This is a genomic window from Microbacterium salitolerans, assembly GCF_019720895.1.
Lineage (GTDB): Bacteria > Actinomycetota > Actinomycetes > Actinomycetales > Microbacteriaceae > Microbacterium.
Window position 1 is genome coordinate 334794 of sequence record NZ_JAHKSH010000001.1, and the last position, 17863, is coordinate 352656.

The window sequence follows — 17863 nt, forward strand, 5'->3', positions numbered from 1 at the left end:
GGAAGGAGGGGTCGCACGCGTCACGCGAAGCGACGCCTGCGTCACCTCAGCGCCTGGGCCCCCGCGTACGCGTCCGTGACGGTCGTCGCGGGCACGTCGAAGATGCGCGAGGCGGGCCATGCATCCCATGGCGCGTCGTGGGTCTCGATGAAGCGCACGGCGGATCCGTGGATCTCGTCGGCGAGGCTCTGCGGCGGATCCTCCCCGGCGACGGCGGCGACGCCATGTGCCGACAGCACGTCGAAGAAGAACGGCACGTCGAGGCAGTGAAGCGCCAGGTGCCGCGTCGGCGAGGGCCAGGAGAAGCGGTACGTCCAGGTGTCGTCCCCGTGGGCGTCCGCGACGGCGGGGATGTGCCGCCGGAACATCATGTCGTTGACGTACCGGCCGAGCCGGGCGGCGGATCCCTCGAGCTCGGAGTTGGCGTGCCGGTACGAGCGGGCGCGGGATCCGCGCAGCCCCGCGAGCGCGAGGAGGGGCGCAACGGGAGCCCAGCGGAGCAGTCGGGCATACGGATCCAGCACCATCGAGAACTCGTCGTCGGTTGCGCCGACGACGAGTGCCTTGTCGCGTCCGATCCCCGCGCGCAGCGCTGCGATGGTCGGCCGGTCGATGAGGTCGCCGTCGATGATGGGACCCACATGGAGCCCGCGTTCGAGCATGCGTCGGTGTCTGCCGTGCGCGGTGCCCGCGATGTGCGGCTTCTGCGCCTCGGCGAGGACGCCCCGGCCGAGCCCGGCGAGCGCGCTGGCGCTGTTCTCGACCCCGGCCGAGGCGGCGATCGCGTCGCCGAGGTGCCGGGCCTCGTCCGCGCCGATGATGCCGAGCGTCGGCGACATTCCCCACGCGGCATGGAAGAGATGCTGCGCCTGAGGCATGCCGAGGAGCGTGAGGACGGCGCCCGCTCCCGCGGACTGACCGGCGAGGGTCACACGGCACGGATCTCCGCCGAACGACGCGATGTTCCGCTGCACCCATTCCAGAGCGAGCATCCAGTCGCGCACGCCGCGATTCTGCGGAGCGTCGCGGATCCATCCGAAGCCGGCGAACGCGATGCGGTACGACAGCGTGACGGTGACGACGCCGTCGCGCGCGAACGAGACGCCGTCGTACCAGGGGCTCGCGATGGATCCGGCCGAGTATGCGCCACCGTGAATGTAGACGAGCACGGGCAGCGCGGCGTCGGGTGACGGATCCGGCGTGAAGACGTTGACGTTGAGGGTCGAGGTGCCGGGAACGCTCGGCTCGGGGATCAGTGTGACGCCGTGGTCGCCCTTCTGCGGCGTGGGCCCCTGACGCGTCGCGTCGCGCACGCCCTCCCACGGCGCGTGCGGGACCGGCGCGGCGAACGCGCGCTCTCCGACGGGAGGCGCCGCGTAGGGGATCCCGAGGAACGTCGCGCAGGATCCGCGCCAGAAGCCGCGCACGGATCCGGATCCCGTGCGGACGACCGGGTCCGCACGGTCGGCGGGCGGGGAGTTCCGGGCGTCGATGAGCGGGACTCCGCGGATCTCGACCTCTGCCATGACGTGAGCGTATCGGCGCCTCGCCGGGAATTTTCGTCGACGCCCTTCGTTTGTCAGAGGTACCTGCCTACTCTTCGGATGTGAACGACATGACCTCTTCTCAGCCCGTCGCGCCGCCGCATGGCATGCGCACGTTCGCAGGGCTGCTCGTCAACACGGGCGTCGCGAACATCTCGACCATGTTCATGTGGTTCGGGCTCACGTTCTGGATCTACCTCGAGACCCGCAACGTGCTCGCGACGGCGCTCATCGGCGCCGCCCTCATGCTGTTCATCGCGATGTCGAGCATGTTCTTCGGCACCCTCGTCGACCGGTTCCGCAAGAAGAAGGTCATGGTCTGGGGCACGGGCATCGCGCTGGTCGTCTTCGTCGCCGATGCCATGCTGTTCTTCTCGGTCGGCGCCGACGCAGTTGCCGACCTGTCGCTGCCGTGGTTCTGGATCTTCGCGATCGTCATGCTCGCGGGCGCCGTCGTCGAGCAGCTGCGCGGCATCGCCATGTCGACGTCCGTGACGCTCCTCGTCCCCGACGAGAAGCGCGCCAACGCCAACGGCATGGTGGGGGCGGTCGACGGCGTCTCGATGCTCGTCACGAGCGTGTTCTCCGGTCTGGCGATCGGCTTCCTCGGCATGGGGTGGACACTCGTGATCGGCATCGCGGCCGTCTCGATCGCATTCCTCCACCTCCTCACGCTGCGGATCCCCGAGCCCGAGATCGTGCACACCGAGGCCGACGCGGCGACCGGATGGGTCGACATCCGCGGCGGCTGGAAGGCCGTGCGCTCGGCCGACGGGCTGCTGTTCCTCATCTTCTTCACGATGCTCAACAACCTCATCGGCGGCCTCTACATGGCGCTGATGGATCCGTACGGTCTCGACCTCATGAGCGTGCAGGCCTGGGGCATCTGGTTCGCGGTGGGGTCGACGGGCTTCGTCGTGGGCGGCGCGGTGATCGGCAAGCTCGGACTGGGGCGCAACCCGACCCGCACGATGCTGCTCGTCGCGGCGGCGATGGGCGCGCTGGGGGCCGTCTTCACGCTCCGCGAGTGGGCGTGGCTGTACGTGCTCGGCATCTGGGCGTACATGGCCCTGATCCCGGCGGTGGAGGCGGCGGAGCAGACGGTCATCCAACGGGTGGTTCCGTACCGCCAGCAGGGTCGCGTCTTCGGCTTCGCACGCACGTTCGAGGCGGCTGCGGCGCCGGTCACGTCGCTCCTCATCGGCCCCATCGCCGAGTTCTTCGTCATCCCCTATATGCGCACCGACGCGGGGCAGCAGCAGTGGGAATGGCTCCTCGGCACCGGGCATTCCCGCGGCATCGCTCTGATCTTCGTCGTGGGAGGCATCGCGGCCATCGTCCTCGCGCTCGGCGCCATGCTCATGCCCCAGTACCGCGCGATCTCCCGCCGCTACGAGGAGTCGGCTCCGCCGCCCTCGGAGGAGGCCGAGGTCACCCCGGCCATCGGGTCTCCCCACCCTCTCACTCACGACGAGACGTGAGGCGCACCCCGCAGCGCCCCCGCTCGGCCGTGAGAGGGGGGATGTCCCCCGGATCATGACGCCATCGGCGGATCCATAGCCCCCGCACATCCTCGTGCAGGCCACGCGAATAGGCTCATCACATGACTTCGGTTCAGCTCGACGACCGCGTGCTCGCTCTGGCTCGTGAACTGCGGGACGACATGCAGACGTTCCTCAACGAGTACCGGTTCGGTATGCGCGAGATCGAGACGAAGCTCGAGATCCTGCGCGACGACTTCGAGCACCAGCATGCGTACAACCCGATCGAGCATCTGTCGAGCCGGGTGAAGAGCGTCGATTCGATCATCGCGAAGATCGAGCGTAAGGCGATCACGCCGACCTTCCCCGCGATTCGGGCGAGTATCACCGACATCGCGGGTGTGCGCGTGACGTGCAGCTTCGTGAGCGATGCCTACCGGCTGTTCGAACTGCTGTGCGGCCAAGACGACGTGCGGATCCTCGAGGTCGAGGACTACATCGCCTCGCCGAAGGCGAACGGCTACAAGAGCCTGCACGCGGTGGTGGAGGTGCCGGTGTTCCTGCCGCGCGGCAGGGTGCACGTGCCGGTCGAGGTGCAGTTCCGGACGATCGCGATGGATTTCTGGGCGAGCCTCGAGCACAAGATCTACTACAAGTACGACAAGCGGGTCCCGCAGCATCTGCTCGACGAGCTACGCGACGCGGCGCACACGGCGGCCGACCTCGACAAGAAGATGGAGCGCCTGCACCGCGAGATCCGCGGCACCGATGAGGCCGAGACGAGCACCCCGGCCCCGGCGCCCCGCGAGATCACCGGCGGGGGTGCCACACACATCGCGTGACGCCGATCTGAGGCGGAGACGAGGCCCAGAGGTCCCGTCTCCGCCTCAGGTGGTCATTCCTCGGAACCTGCGGCGCCCAACAGCGTCCGCACCCGGGACGACACGCGGTGGAACTCCGGGTCCTCGAGTGTCGCCGCGTAGTCGCGGCGCTTCGGGAGATCGACCGTGTGCTCCTCGACGATCCGCCCAGGGCGCGGGCTCATGACGACGACGCGACTCGCGAGATAGACGGCCTCGGCGACCGAGTGGGTCACGAGGAGGACCGTGATCCCGGTCTCGGCCCAGATCCGGTTCAGCTCGAGGTTCATCTTCTCGCGTGTGAGCGCGTCGAGCGCGCCGAACGGTTCGTCCATGAGCAGGACACCGGGTTCGTGCAGAAGTGCACGACAGAGCGACACACGCTGCTGCATTCCACCCGAGAGCTCGTATGGAAGTGCTTTCTCGAAGCCCGAGAGCCCTGTCATCTCGATGAGCTCGTCGGTGCGACGCCGCGCGGCCGTTGCATCCATCCCGCGCATCTCTGCCTGGAGAAGGATGTTTCCTCGCACGCTGCGCCATTCGAGCAGAGCGGCGCGCTGGAAGACGTATCCGATGTCCTGACGCGGCCCTGAGACAGTCTGGCCGCGCAGCTGAACCGTGCCGCTGCTCGGCAGAGTGAGGCCTGCGACAGCCTTGAGCAGCGTCGACTTCCCGCAGCCCGAAGGCCCGGCGATCGTGACGAACTCGCCGGCCTCGACGTGCAGGGACACGTTCTGCAGCGCCGCGACGCGGCTGCGCTTGGAGGCGAAGGTGATGTCGACGTCGTCGATCGCGACAGCAGACGTGGCGCGGGCGCTGTCGATGGTGAGAGCAGTCATGGTCACTCCGGCTGGAATTCGTCGTTGAAGTAGGTGTCGACGCTCTCGCCCTCGGCCGTGAGACCCGCGCCGGAGAGCACCTCGATCGTGGCCTCCCAGTCCGCGGTCGCGTTCGTACCGGGCACTTCGCCCGCGGTGGCCTCCGTCTCGAGAAGCTTCATCGTCTCCTCCCACTGCCCCTGCAGCACCTCGGCGTCGGGCATCTGCGGATCCTTGCCATCCATCGCCGCAACCGCGGCAGCGGGATCCTCGGCAGCGGCCTGGAACGCCTCCGATGTCGCCTGCACGAGGGCGTCGACGAGCTCGGGGTCCGACTCGATCGTCGAGGTCGGCGCGATGAGCCCATTGCTGTAGAAGTTGAGCCCCGCGTCGGAGTACCGAAGGTATGTCATGTCGCGACCGCTCTCCGCAGCGATCGTCGGCCCTTGGTCGTGCGCGAATCCGATCAGTCCGTCGACCTTCTCGGACAGCATGGCCGCGACCTTGCCAGCCGGGTCGAGATTCTGCTGCTGTACGTCGGACTCGTCGAGCCCGACGGCTTCGAGGTACAGCGGGAAGGTCGTCGTGGGGGCGTCGCCGGCTGAGACGGCGATGGTCGTGCCCTCGAGGTCAGCAGGCTCCTCGATGCCCGAGTCTGCGTACACCTGCACCGCAGACGGAGTGGTCTGAAGGAACACGCCGACGCTCTGGATCCCGACGCCCTTGTCGACGTTCGCCATGACGGCGGGGCTGTCCGCCCAGCCGAAGTCGACCTGTTCCTGGCCGACTGCCTGTGCTGTCTTGGTGGAGCCCTGCCCGGCTTCGATCTGGAGGTCGATGCCGTGCTCCTCGAAGATCCCTTCCTCGACGCCGTAATAGAACGGGGCGTGCTCGCCGTAGGGGTACCAATTCAGCATCAGCGTGACGGACTGCGCGCCGCCGTCGCTGCCGCCGGCGTCGTCCGAGGAGCCCGAGCATCCGGCGAGAGCCAGGGCGCCGATCCCGGCGATGGCGAGAGGGGCGAGGCGTCGTGTACTGGTGTTCATGTGATCCATCTCCTTCGATGGTGGGTGTGGTGGGTCAGGCGCTGACGGTCGTGGATCCGGTTCCGCGGCGCGAGGCATGCCAGGGGATGAGGAAGCGTTCGGCGATCTGGATGGCCGCGAACAGCAGGACCCCCATGAGCGACATGATGATGAGGGCGGCGAAGAGCATCGCGGTGTCGAGATTGCCGTTCGCCTGCAGGATGACGTATCCCAGCCCCTCGTTTGCGCCGACGAACTCGCCGACGACTGCGCCCGTCACGGCGAGGGTTGCGGCGACCTTGAGACCGCTCAGAAGCTCGGGCAGCGCGGCCGGCAGGCGCACCTTCAGGAAGGTCTTGATGCGGCCTGCGCCCATCGTCGAGGTCAGCTGCAGGATCTCGGGGTCGACGGAGCGGAGTCCGGAGAGCGCCGAGATGACGACGGGGAAGAAGGCCATGAGCACCGCGACGAGGATCTTCGGGCCGGCGCCGAAGCCGAGCCACACGATGAACAGCGGAGCGATGGCGATCTTCGGAATGACCTGCGCAAACAGGATGATCGGATACAGCGTCTTCTCGAGACCGCTCGAGTAGACCATGACCACGGCGACCAGAACGCCGATGACGACGGCGATCACGAAGCCGATGAGCGTCTCGTACGTCGTCACCCACGTGTGGTCCATGAGGTAGGCGGTGTTGTCGGCAAAGGCCGCCCACGTGTCACTCGGGGACGGAAGGATGTAGGGAGCGACGGCTCCCGATTCGGTGGCGATCCACCAGGCGATGATGACGATCGCGAGGAAGACGATCGGGTGCCAGCTGTTGAGCCACCATCGGACGAGTGCGGGGGTGTGCTTCGTCGCTCGGGCGGCTGTCGTCGCCAGGGTCTCGGTCGCGCCGGCGTTGTGCGAAGTCTGCGTGCTCATTGGTGTTCCACATCGTCGTGAAGTCGGATCCGCGGCGGTGCGGACTCGATATGGGAAAACGCTATCCCGGGTCAGAACGTAACCATCGAGCCGGATGATTTGTCAAGATCGCTCGGCGCGGCGCAGGACACACTGCCACCGACGAAGGGGTGATCTGCGCCCCGAGTGCGTGATGGATCCGTGCGCTGAGCAGGTGCCCAGGGCCGGAATCCTGGCGATTCGGGCCACGTCGCTCGTGCTGCGACGAGAGCCCGGTCGCTCGGGGCGTGCAGTGTCCCGGCCCCGGCGCCCCGCGAGATCACCCCGCCCGCGTTCGGCGGCGCGATCGACGCCTGACCCGGATCGGGCGTCCCGACCCGCTGGCGATGCTCTGGCCCGCGGGTGATTCCCGCGGATCCGCGCCTGTCTCGGCGGATGACCAGCGGCACGGAACGGTCGGATCCGCCTAATGCGCCCTACCGGCGCGGGGTGCTGTCGCGCACGATGATGTCGACAGGCAAGGGAGCCGGATCCTCCCACTGGTCGGCGAGCACGGCCGTCACGGCCAGCCTGCCGAGCTCCTCGAGGGGCGCGTGCGCGGTCGTGAGCGAGGGGACGATGTCGCGGCCCGCATCGATGTCGCCGAAGCCGGCGACGGCGATGTCGGGGCCGACCTCGCGGCCCGCGTCGCGGATGGCCGACATGATGCCGAAGGCGACGACGTCCGAGATGCCGAAGACGACGGTGCCGGGCTCGATGCCGCCCGCGAGCGCCTCGGACATGAGTCGGTAGCCGGAGTCGCGGGAGAAGGATCCGCGCAGCACCTCGGGGCGGTGGCCGCCGGCCGACGCGAATCCGTCGAGGAAGCCGTCGACGCGGGAGTCGCTCGTGACGATGCCGTCCGCGGCGGCGATGACGATCGCGTCGCGGTAGCCGAGGCCGACGAGCGTCTGCGCGAGCTCGCGCGTGCCGCCGTGATTGTCGAACGAGACCGTGCGCGAGGGCACGCCTTCGGCGGGAGAACCGAGTGTGACGACGCGCCCGCCGGCGGTGTCGAGGTCGCGCAGCGCGCTCGTGAGAGTGTCGCTGTGCGAGGCCGACTGGCGCGACGCGGCGAGCACGATGCCGCGGGGGCGCTGGCCGCGCAGAGACTGCACGAGCTGGGCTTCGCGTTCGGGCTCGCGGCCCGTGAGGCCCATCGTGACGACGAGGCGGTCATCGTCGGCCGCGCGGGCGACGCCCGACGCGATCTGTGAGAAGTAGGGGTCGGCGATGTCTGCGACGAGCAGGGCGAGCGTCGCGGACGTGCCGCGCGCGGTGGCCTGCGCGGAGAGATTCGCCGAGTAGCCGAGCTCGGCGGCGGCCTTCTCGACGCGCTCGCGATACGCGTCGGCGACCTTGCGGGTGGATCCGTTGAGGACCCGGGAGGCGGTGGCGAGGGATACGCCCGCCTCCCGCGCGACGTCGTGAAGCGTTGCGGCACGCGTCGTCGTGCGGGAGGCAGGCGCGTTCGTCATGCTCGCGACGATACCGGCGCGCCGGTGAGATACGGCGCAACCGCCGCGTCGAACCCGTCGATCGTGCGGCGCACGGCCTCGGCGGGATCCGTGTCCCAGATCGCCTGGTTGAGCAGCTCGACCTCGACGTCGCCCGTGTATCCCGCGGCCTCGACGGCGCGGGTCATGTCCGCGAAGTCGATCATGCCGTCGCCGGGGTAGTGGCGCGACAGGAGGTTGTCGGCCTCGAGCGGCGTCTTCCAGTCGCACACCTGGTACGACGAGATGCGGCCCTCGCGGCCGGCGCGGGCGATCTTGTCGAGGATCTGCGGATCCCACCAGAGGTGGAACGTGTCGACCGTCACACCGACGACCTCGGGGGCGAAGTCGCCCGCGATGTCGAGGGCCTGGTCGAGCGTCGACAGCACGGCGCGGTCGCTGCAGTACATCGGGTGCAGGGGCTCGAGCGCGAGCTGCACGCCCGACGCCTCGGCGTGCGGAGCGAGCTGCGCGACGGCGTCACGGACGCGCTCGCGCGCGCCGACGAGGTCGCGGGATCCTTCCGGCAACCCGCCGACGACGATGACGAGCGCCGCCTTCGAGCCCTCGGCGCCCGCGGCCGCGAGGGCGGCCGTCTCGTCGATCGCGACCCGGTTGTCGTCGAGGGCGGCCACGCGTTCGGGGCCCTCCTCGGCGGTGAACCAGCCGCCGCGGCAGTGCGTCGAGTACCGCAGGCCCGAGTCGGCGATCATCTTGACCGACTCATCGAGCCCGGCCTCCTGCACCTGCTCGCGCCAGAGGCCGATCGCGCCGACGCCGGCGGCCGTCGTGACGTCGATCGCCTGTGCGACCGTCGTGTACTTGATCGTCGCCTGATTGATCGACAGGCGGGGGTGCGGGGTCGTCATGCGTCCACTCCGTTCAGGCGCAGGTGGTCGCGCCAGCGCTGCGCCGCGAGGTCGGGGTTCTCGAGCGCGTGCGCGGCGTTGGCGAGCTCGACGATGCGGCTGAGGTGCGGCAGGCTGCGCGCCGAGTGCAGACCGCCGACCATCTGGAAGGCGGACTGGTGCCCGTTGAGCCACGCAAGGAACGCCACGCCCGTCTTGTAGTAGAACGTCGGCTGCGCGAAGACCTGACGGCTGAGGGCCTCGGTCGGCGCGAGCAGCTCGTAGTAGCGGTCTGCGTCGCCCGCATCGAGCGCCTGGATGGCGGCCGACGCCACCGGCGTGATCGCGGCGAACGCGCCGAGTAGCGCGTCAGAGTGCGTGCGGTCCGTGTCGGCGGCGCGCGCCGGCTGCTCGGCCTGCGGCACGTCGGCGCCTCCGATGAGCCCGACGTAGTTGTAGTCGTCGCCCGTGTACATGCGCACGCCCTCGGGGAGGCGCTCGCGCACCGACACCTCGGCGGCCGCGTCGAGGAGGCTCATCTTGATGCCGGAGACCTTCGACGGATCCTCGCCGATGATGTCGACGACGACCTGCGAGGCCTCGCGCCAGTCGGTGGATCCGAAGTAGCCCTCGAGCTGCGGGTCGAACGCCGTGCCGAGCCAGTGCAGGACGACGGGCGTCGTGGCCGCGCCGAGCACGGCGCGGTAGACGCGGCGGTAGTCGTCGGCGGAGGTCGCGACGCGCGCCAGGTGGCGGCTCGCCATGAACACGGGGATCGCCCCGTGCTCCTCCGCGTGGTGCAGCTGGCTCTTGTAGCCGTCGATGATCTGCTCGAGGGAGATGATCTCGTCGTCGATGTGGTCGGTGTTGACGCCGACCGCGACGGATCCGCCCTCCTCGCGCGCGACCTCGGCGCTGCGGGCGATGAGCTCGCGCACGGCGGAGGCGTCGATGCCCATGTTGCGCTGCGCCGTGTCCATCGCATCGGCGACGCCGAGGCCCCAGGAGTAGACGGCGCGGCGGAAGCCGAGCGTCGAATCCCAGTCGATCTCGGCCGGCTGGCCCGGGGTGTTGTCTGCCCAGGCGATGGGCGTGACGTGCGCCGCGGCGAACGCGACGCGCGACCGCAGCCCGTCCGCGGGCTTCTCGAACGCGGGGGCGGCGTTCAGATCGGCCTTCGTGAGGGATCCGTCCGCCCCGATCAGGGTGAGGCTGTCGCTCATCGTGATCAGTCCAGCGAGAGCTCGGGCAGCGAGACCTTGCTGCCGGAGCGGTCGGACTCGAGGCCCGCCTGGGCCAGCTGCATGCCGCGCGCGCCGGCGAGCAGATCGAACTCGTAGTCGGTGCCCTCGACGTAGCTCGTCAGGAAGTCCTGCCACTGCTGGCGGAATCCGTTGAGGAAGACCTCGTTCGTGGGCACGTTCTGCCACGTCGCGTCGTAGTCGAGCGTGTCCTCGAGGTCGGGGTTCCAGACCGGCTTCGGGGTCGCGTTGCGCTCCTGGATCTTGGCGCCGAACAGGCCGACGACGGCGGAGCCGTGCGTGCCGTCGACGTGGAACTCGACGAGCTCGTCGCGGTTCACGCGCGTCGTCCAGCTCGAGTTGATCTGCGCGACGGCGCCGCCCTCGAGCTCGAACACGCCGTACGCGGCGTCCTCGGCCGTCGCGGTGTACTTCTCGCCCTGCTCATCCCAGCGCTCCGGGATGTGCGTCGCGGCCTTCGCGTACACGCTCTGGACGGATCCGAAGAGGTTCTCGAGCACGTAGTTCCAGTGGGGGAACATGTCGACGATGATGCCGCCGCCGTCTTCGGCGCGGTAGTTCCAGCTGGGGCGCTGCGCGGGCTGCCAGTCGCCCTCGAAGACCCAGTAGCCGAACTCGCCGCGCACCGAGAGGATGCGTCCGAAGAAGCCGGAGTCGATGAGGCGCTTCAGCTTCTGGAGACCCGGGAGGTAGAGCTTGTCGTGAACGACGCCGGCCTTGACGCCGGCCTCCTTCGCGAGCTTCGCGATCTCGAGCGATTCCTCGAGCGACTCGGCCGTCGGCTTCTCGGTGTAGATGGTCTTGCCGGCGGCGATCGCCTTCTTGAGGGCCGTCGCGCGCGCCTTCGTGACGAGGAAGTCGCCGTAGATCTCCCACTTGGGGTCGGCGAGGGCCGCGTCGAGATCGGTCGTGTAGTCCTCGATGCCGTGCTCGGCGGCGATCTCGGCGAGCTTCGCCTCGTTGCGGCCGACGAGCAGGGGACGCACGGTGACCTTGGTGCCGTCGGACAGCTCGAAGCCGCCCGCGTCGCGGATCGCGAGGATCGAGCGCACGAGGTGCTGGCGGTAGCCCATGCGCCCGGAGGCGCCGTTCATGATGATGCCGATCTCGCGGACGGCGGGGGTCGTGTCGGTCACGATGATGCTTCCTTGCTCTCGTCGGGTGGTTCTCAGCGGGTAAACGCTTTCCGGTCCCACGAGTGTGCCACGAACGGATCCGGTGGGCAAGCGTTCTCCGGGCATTCCGTCCTGGTGAGTGGGAGGCCGGCGGGACGGCGCGTGTCCGCGGAAGCGGAGCGGGGCGGATCCGTGCGCTGAGACGCTGATGATGCGCTGGCGTGCGGGGGATTGTGGTGGATCCTGGCCCGTCCTCGGCCCGCGCCCGTGCTGAGGCGCTGGTGATGACCCGGCGCGCGGGTGATACCGGTGGATCCGGGGTGCTGTCGGGGAATGCTCCGCGGCTCAGCGCGCGTCGTCGAGGCTGGCGCGGAGGGTGCCGCGGCGGATCCGTGCGGTCGCGTCGGCAGGATCCGCGCCGCACATCGCGTCGTAGAACGGATCGCCGGGGGCGAGCTCCTCGCGAGAGACGGCTCGACCCGTGAGGGCTGACTTGTACATGCCGGCAGCGAGTTCGAGGGAGCGTCGACCGTCGGCGCCGCTGACGCGGGGGCGCTCGCCCCGCTCGTACGCGTCGAGCATGTGCGCGAGGTGCAGCGCGTGGGCGCGGCGTCCGTCCTCGGGTTCGGCCGGCCAGGTCGCCGCCTCAGCAGGGGTGACGCCGGTCGCGGGTGTCCACGTCCAGTCGTCGTTGGTGTAGCCGTACAGGTGCTCGAGCTCGACGGTCGCGCGCTCGAAGTCGAAGCGCACGGAACTCGTCTCACGCGGGGACAGGAGGCTGTTCGCGACGGACATCATGGCGCCGTTCGCGAAGCGCACGATCGCGAACGAGACGTCCTCGGTCTCGGTGTCGCGGCCGAGGCGGCCCATCGCGGCCGTGACCTCGGACCAGTCGCCGAGGATCGAGAGCACCATGTCGGTCTGGTGGATCCCGTGGCCCATCGTGGGGCCACCGCCCTCGGTCGCCCACTTCGCACGCCACGGGGCGGCGAAGTAGTCGTCGCCCCGGTACCAGAGCGTGTCGCACGTGACGACGAGCGGGCGCCCGAGGGTCCCCTCATCGACGTGGCGGCGCAGGCGGTCGGCCGTCGCGCCGAATCGCTGCTGGAAGATGTAGCTGACGTAGGGGCCGTTCTCTCCCTCGTGCGCGGCGACCGCGTCGTAGTCAGCGAGCGACAGCATGGGCGGCTTCTCGCACCAGACCCACGCGCCCGCGTCGAGGGCGGCGATGACCTGGTCGCGGTGCGCGCCGGGAGGCGTCGCGATCGCGACGAGGTCGGGTCGCTCGGCGGCGAGCAGCTCGTCGGACGAGCTGTAGGAGGAGGGGATCCCGTGCTCGTCCGCGACGGCGCGCGCCTTCTCGCCGTCGATGTCGCACACGGCGACGATCTCGATGCGCGGATCCGCGGTGAGGGCGGGCAGGTGCTCGGTGAGCGTGATCGCTCCCGTGCCGATGATGGCGGCGCGGATCATGGGACTCCTCGTGGCGTGTCGGCGCTCGGTGCGGGAAAGCGCTTCCCGGCACGATATCAGGACGCCCGGATCCCCAGGGGTGCTCCGAGACACGGAGATTGCGCTGAGACGCGGATGATTCCGCCCGATATCGGGATTCTCGGCGATTTCCCCGCGTCTCGGAGCATTCACCGCACGGGGCTGAGAGCCCGCCGACGCGCGTCGGGCGCAGGCGCGAGGACCGCTCGCGCTCCGGGCACCGCGCGCCTCACACTCCGCCGCGTGCGGTGAGCCGCTGGCGACGCGCGCGTTTCAGATGACGCTCGCGACCGCTCCGGGCGTGCTGAAGGGTCGTTTGCGTGACGTGAGGGCGGATCCGCGGGGTGCGTGCCCCGCGGATCCGCGTCAGGCCGACAGGATCTCGGCGTTCATCTGTGTCTGCCAGTCGCGCTGCTGCCACAGGGGATGGTGGGGTGCGGCGTTCGACGACAGGACGACGCCCCAGACGCCGCGCTCCAGAGCCGTGCGGATCCCGTGCTCGGCGAGGGCTCGCCCCGTGTCGCCCTCCTCGAAGGTTCCGAGGAGGGGCGTGTAGCCGACCCAGCCCTCGCCGATCACCGCGGGCACCTCGCGCCAGCGCGCCCACTCGGCGATGGCGATGACGCGCGACTCGATCTCGCGGTGCATGACGGCCGCGAACTCGGGGTAATGCGCGTCGAGCCAGGTGTCCCAGGCATGCGGATCCACCCAGTCGTATCCGTACACCATCTGGTCAGTCACGACGGTGGCGCGCAGCTTCCACGCGGCTGGCCTGCCGTACTCGGCGAAGGTCGGCGCGTCCGCGCGCAGCAGGGAGCGGAGGGCGCTGTTCGGGAAGCCCTCGGTCCCCTCCGAGCGGATGTCGATGCGCTTCTGCAGTTCGTCGAGAACGCCGTAGCTGTACACGTGGAACTGCGCGGCGCCGAGCTCGGCCGGAACCTGATGCATCGCGAGGTGCGGCGGCTTTCCGTAGCTCGCGGTTACGAACAGGTCGGGGTGAGCATCTCTCAAGCGGCGGACGGCGGCGCGCCCGGCGGCGCCCGCGATGTCCGGCAGGATCGAGAAGTCGACCTCGTTGTGCAGCTCGACCAGCGCGATGCGGTCGCGATGCCCGTGCGCGGTCAGCCAGCGGAGCAGATCCGTCCAGGCATCGGCCAGGACGTCGTAGCGGTCCGCAAGCGGGACGGCGTCGATCGCCTCGAACCACCGCGGATCCGCACAGAACGCCGGCGACTGCTGATACTCCCAGCTCGCCAGGACGATCACCATGTCGTGACGTCGCGCCGCGCGGAAGAGACGATCCAGGCGGTCGCGCAGATCGACGCGGAACCCGCCAGGGGCGTCGTACCAGCGGGTGCGCTCGCCGTAGTGGCCGCCGTTCGGCGCGGATCCCAGTCCCTCGATGGGCAGGTCCTCGGCCAGCTCATCGAGTCCGAGCGCGCCCCCGAGCAGGAGCGGCGCGGCGCAGATGCGGATCGCGTTGTAGCCGAGGGAGGCGGCGTCGGCGACGGCCGCGTCGAGATCGGCATACGGCTGCCCGGGGCCGGCCTGCGTGTACCAGGAGAAGTCCCAGAGCGTGATGGCGAGCCGGCTCGGCAGATGGGTCGGCACCGCGCCGGTGGGGCCGAGATCGGGGGACGCCGCGGCGCCCGCCCCCAGGTAGCGATCCGTCATGCGTTCCGTCCTTCCTGCAGCGCGCGCCCGCGCGCCGCGAGTTCGTCGAGCTCGGCGGCGCGGCGCGAGCGAGTCAGAGCCGTGTCAGCCGTGAACGGCGCGAGCTCGGGGTGCGAGGTCTCGAAGTGGTCGACCGCGTCGCCCGCGCCGCGCAGGTCCGCTGCCCGGCGCGTCAGCCGCTCCCACGCGGCGGCGGACGCGTCTCCCTCCCCGAGGCGGAGATGGGCGACGCCTTCCCAGAAGGTGTGCGCGCCGGCCGGGCGCGGGTCGACGGCCAGGGGCGTCCTGGCGACGGCTCGCCACCAGGCGTCTCGAGCAGGATCGCGCTCGCCCGCCGCCATCCGTGCGTCGCCGAGCCGGACGAATCGCTCGACGGGCACGTCCGCCGGATGGCGCCCCTCGCCGAGCGACGACGGCGGCTCGATCCCGGCTTCGAGGAGCGCGGCGGCCTCGACCGGGTCGGAGTCCATCAGATGCGCGGCACGGGCGCACTGCGCGCGGTCGAAGGCGGCGATGACGCGGCCCTCGCCGCCCTCGAAGGGGCGGAACGCCCGGGTCGCGAGAACGCGTTCGGCGTCCTCGACGCGCCCCGCGTCGAGGAGGAGCTCTATGTGGCGGACCGCGAGGTCGTCGCGGGCTGCGAGCGCGTCCTCGTGCTCCTCGAGAAGGGCGAGACGATCGGCCGAGCCGACACCGCGTCCCGCGGCCAGGACATCGCGCTCGAAGAGCAGACGGGCGTCGGGGCGGATCCCCAGGGCCCGCGCGTACGCGGCATCCGCGCCGTCGACGTCTCCGCATTCAGCGCGCGCGATCGCGAGATTGCGCCAGGTCACGGGATCCGCGCCGCCGGCGGCACAGGCATCTTGGAGCGCACGGAGCGCGTCGTCCGTCCGTCCCGCGTCGAGCAGCCACATGCCGAGGAGCGACGCCGCGACCGGGTCGCCGGGGTCGGCGTCGTGTGCCGACTGGAGTGCGTCGTACTGGTCGAGACCGGCGGGGAAGGCGAGCGTGGGATCCGCCTCGCGCGCGACGCGCCGTTCGGCCCGCGCGCCGCGGTCGTCGCCGATCGCGGCGCGCCAGTGCGCGCGCAGGTAGGCGCGGATCGGACCGGCGAGCCCGGCAGCGGGCGGACCGGTCACGTCCATGTCGGTGACGGCGAGGGCCGTGTCGACCGCGCCGAGGCGCGCGAACTCCGCGCCGACGTCGAGGAGAGCGCGTGCGTCGACTGCGGTCTCGCCGACCCACGCGGCCAGCGCAGGATCCAGGGGATCCTGGTCGAACGCGCGCTGCACGGCATCCGGGGAGGGGCCCGCGGCGATCAGCGCGATCCGCGCCGCTTCGGGAATCCCTCGGGCCTCCTCCGCGAGCGCGGCGGCGGCCGCGGCGCGGCCCTCGCGCAGAGCGATCCGGGCGCGGCCGAGGCGTGCGGGTGCAGCCCAGGCGGCGCTCCATGCCGCCTTGCCGAACCAGCGGTCCGCGGCGTCGAGGTCGCCCTGTCGCTCGCAGACGAGCGCCAGGAGGTAGCAGGCCTCGCCGTCGCGCGGGTTGAGATTGCGCCGCATCTCGCGCGAGACGGCGGTTTCGAGGCAGGCTCTGGCCTCGGCGTACTCGCCGCGGCGGAGGTGCCACGCGCCGAGTGCGCGGGACGCCCGCGGGTCCTCGGGATCGCGGCGCAGCGCCTCGCGCAGGTAGGGCACGGGGGAGCGGGAGGGGTGACGATACTGCTCGAGGTGCGTCGCCGTGATGTGCAGCTCGTCCGCGGACGGGATCTGCGCGGGCTCGGCGGGAGCGGTGGCCACCCACGGCTCGGCGGGGCGCACCTCGCGCGCGACCCAGCGGACGATCTCCGCGCCGCGATGGCGGAGCGTCACGGTGAGGCCGTCTTCGCCGTCCGCGTCGATCCGCTCGGACAGGACGGCGTCCGGAGCGAGATCATGTGTCCAGCGCGCGAGCGGCTCACCGTCTCGCAGCACTTCGACGACGGCACCGGGCATCGGGCGGGTGGAGATCGCGGTGATGCGAAGTCCGTCGTCGTCGGCGCGGACTCCGATCGCCCCCTCGGGCGCGGCCTGACGGACCGGACCCGTGGCGTGGATCGGGAACCAGAGCTGTCGGAATCGCTTCGTCTCGCCGGGCAGGAGCCAGCTGAAGTCGGGCTGATTGTCGGTGAAGACGCCCGCCATGAGCTCGACGTACGGCCCGTCGTCATCGGTGAGCTGGGCGTCCCACGCGCGCCCGATCGCGCCGTCGCCCCAGGTCCACTGCTTCTTGCCCGGAGAGACGGAGCGGTCGGCCCAGTGCACGAAGCCGGCGTCTCTGTCGTGGTCGTAGCCGCCGAAGAACTCGTCGTCGGTGTCGGTGATCATGTACGACGAGGGCACCGGGAGGCGGCTGACGAAGTCGATGCGGTCGGCGCCCGCGCTCTCGCGCGCGAGGGCGGGATAGTCCACGCCGTAGTAGGGGCGGTCGGCGTGCGGGAAGGCGGTGATCGCACGGCGGGCGTGATCGGCGACGTACCGGACGTCGTCGGGGAAGAACGACTGATACCGCTCGTGCGCGGGTGCGGCGACGTTCGCCCACCACAGGAACGTCTGCGTCACGTCCGTGCGGTTGTGCAGCGCGACATCGAGTTCGATCGCCGAGGACCGGGGACGCAGACGCACGCCGTGCGTTCCGCGCATGCGCTGGAGCGGATCGAGATCGCTGTGCCACACGACGACGGATCCGTTGTCGTCGCGGACGATGCGCGTCGGCACGGGAAGGAAGGTGCCGGGGCGATGGTGCTGTGGCCAGTTGAACTCGATGCCGCCCGAGATCCACGGCCCGGCCAGCCCCACGAGCGCCGGCTTGATCACGTTGTTCCGGTAGAGGAAGTCCTCGCCGGCGACCTTGTCGTAGCCGATGTGGATGCGTCCGCCGATCTCCGGGAGCAGCATCAGACGCACGTAGGCGTTCTCGAGATGGATCGCCTTCCAGCGGCGCGGGCGCTTCGCGTGCGAGACGCTGTCGACCATGGGGAGAGGGTAGATCCGTCCGCTCGAGCCCTGGTACACGCGGCGGTGAAGGAACAGGGGATACGGATCCGGATCGCCGGCGTCGTACGTGTCGATCGTCACGGGCTCGCTCCAGCAGGCGACCCCGCCGTCGGCGAGGATCTGCGCTTGGTCGGCGGGGGCGTCGGGGAGGTGGATCTCGCTGCGGAGCGGTGTGTCGGTCACCTGAACACGCTACGAACGCGCCGTCGCCCGTGCCATGGGCGAAGTCGTGCCAGACATGGACGAATCGATGATGCCATGTGGGACGATG

The 17863-nt window shown here is 70.2% G+C and carries 13 protein-coding genes; 2 read left to right on the plus strand and 11 right to left on the minus strand.

Translation table 11 applies throughout. The features are described from left to right. Positions 1-41 precede the first annotated feature (41 nt). Positions 42-1526, minus strand: coding sequence for a carboxylesterase/lipase family protein (locus tag KOL93_RS01505; protein WP_221583533.1), 1485 nt, complete (start codon positions 1524-1526; stop codon positions 42-44). A gap of 89 nt (positions 1527-1615) precedes the next feature. Here KOL93_RS01505 and KOL93_RS01510 point away from each other — a divergent pair, with 89 nt between their 5' ends. Continuing rightward, positions 1616-3025 (plus strand): MFS transporter, encoded by a 1410-nt coding sequence (locus tag KOL93_RS01510; RefSeq protein WP_221583534.1) that lies wholly within the window; start codon positions 1616-1618, stop codon positions 3023-3025. Between the two features lie 122 nt (positions 3026-3147). Further along, complete coding sequence (locus tag KOL93_RS01515) at positions 3148-3867, plus strand: GTP pyrophosphokinase (protein WP_221583535.1); 720 nt, start codon at positions 3148-3150, stop codon at positions 3865-3867. A gap of 53 nt (positions 3868-3920) precedes the next feature. On the opposite strand, the gene KOL93_RS01520 is transcribed toward KOL93_RS01515, so the two are convergent. The 10 genes from KOL93_RS01520 to KOL93_RS01565 form a co-directional block, all read right to left on the minus strand. Further along, on the minus strand, positions 3921-4724 hold the full coding sequence (locus KOL93_RS01520) for an ABC transporter ATP-binding protein (protein WP_221583536.1): 804 nt from the start codon (positions 4722-4724) through the stop codon (positions 3921-3923). A 2-nt stretch (positions 4725-4726) separates the two neighbouring features. Further along, positions 4727-5749 (minus strand): ABC transporter substrate-binding protein, encoded by a 1023-nt coding sequence (locus tag KOL93_RS01525; RefSeq protein WP_221583537.1) that lies wholly within the window; start codon positions 5747-5749, stop codon positions 4727-4729. A 34-nt stretch (positions 5750-5783) separates the two neighbouring features. After that, on the minus strand, positions 5784-6653 hold the full coding sequence (locus KOL93_RS01530) for an ABC transporter permease (protein ID WP_221583538.1): 870 nt from the start codon (positions 6651-6653) through the stop codon (positions 5784-5786). 455 nt (positions 6654-7108) lie between these two features. Continuing rightward, positions 7109-8149 carry a LacI family DNA-binding transcriptional regulator gene (locus tag KOL93_RS01535; protein ID WP_221583539.1) on the minus strand — a complete coding sequence of 347 codons (1041 nt, stop codon included), beginning with the start codon at positions 8147-8149 and terminating at the stop codon, positions 7109-7111. Continuing rightward, positions 8146-9036 (minus strand): sugar phosphate isomerase/epimerase family protein, encoded by an 891-nt coding sequence (locus KOL93_RS01540; protein WP_221583540.1) that lies wholly within the window; start codon positions 9034-9036, stop codon positions 8146-8148. The genes KOL93_RS01535 and KOL93_RS01540 overlap by 4 nt, the downstream gene beginning before the upstream one ends. Continuing rightward, entirely contained in the window at positions 9033-10238 is a 1206-nt protein-coding gene (locus KOL93_RS01545; protein ID WP_221583541.1) for a dihydrodipicolinate synthase family protein, read from the minus strand. Before KOL93_RS01545 ends, KOL93_RS01540 begins: the two co-directional genes overlap by 4 nt. Before the next feature lie 5 nt (positions 10239-10243). Next, positions 10244-11371, minus strand: coding sequence for a Gfo/Idh/MocA family protein (locus tag KOL93_RS01550; protein WP_221583866.1), 1128 nt, complete (start codon positions 11369-11371; stop codon positions 10244-10246). A 366-nt stretch (positions 11372-11737) separates the two neighbouring features. Continuing rightward, positions 11738-12865, minus strand: coding sequence for a Gfo/Idh/MocA family protein (locus tag KOL93_RS01555; protein ID WP_221583542.1), 1128 nt, complete (start codon positions 12863-12865; stop codon positions 11738-11740). 384 nt (positions 12866-13249) lie between these two features. Further along, complete coding sequence (locus tag KOL93_RS01560) at positions 13250-14557, minus strand: cellulase-like family protein (RefSeq protein WP_221583543.1); 1308 nt, start codon at positions 14555-14557, stop codon at positions 13250-13252. After that, complete coding sequence (locus KOL93_RS01565) at positions 14554-17775, minus strand: DUF5107 domain-containing protein (RefSeq protein ID WP_221583544.1); 3222 nt, start codon at positions 17773-17775, stop codon at positions 14554-14556. The genes KOL93_RS01560 and KOL93_RS01565 overlap by 4 nt, the downstream gene beginning before the upstream one ends. Positions 17776-17863: the final 88 nt, after the last annotated feature.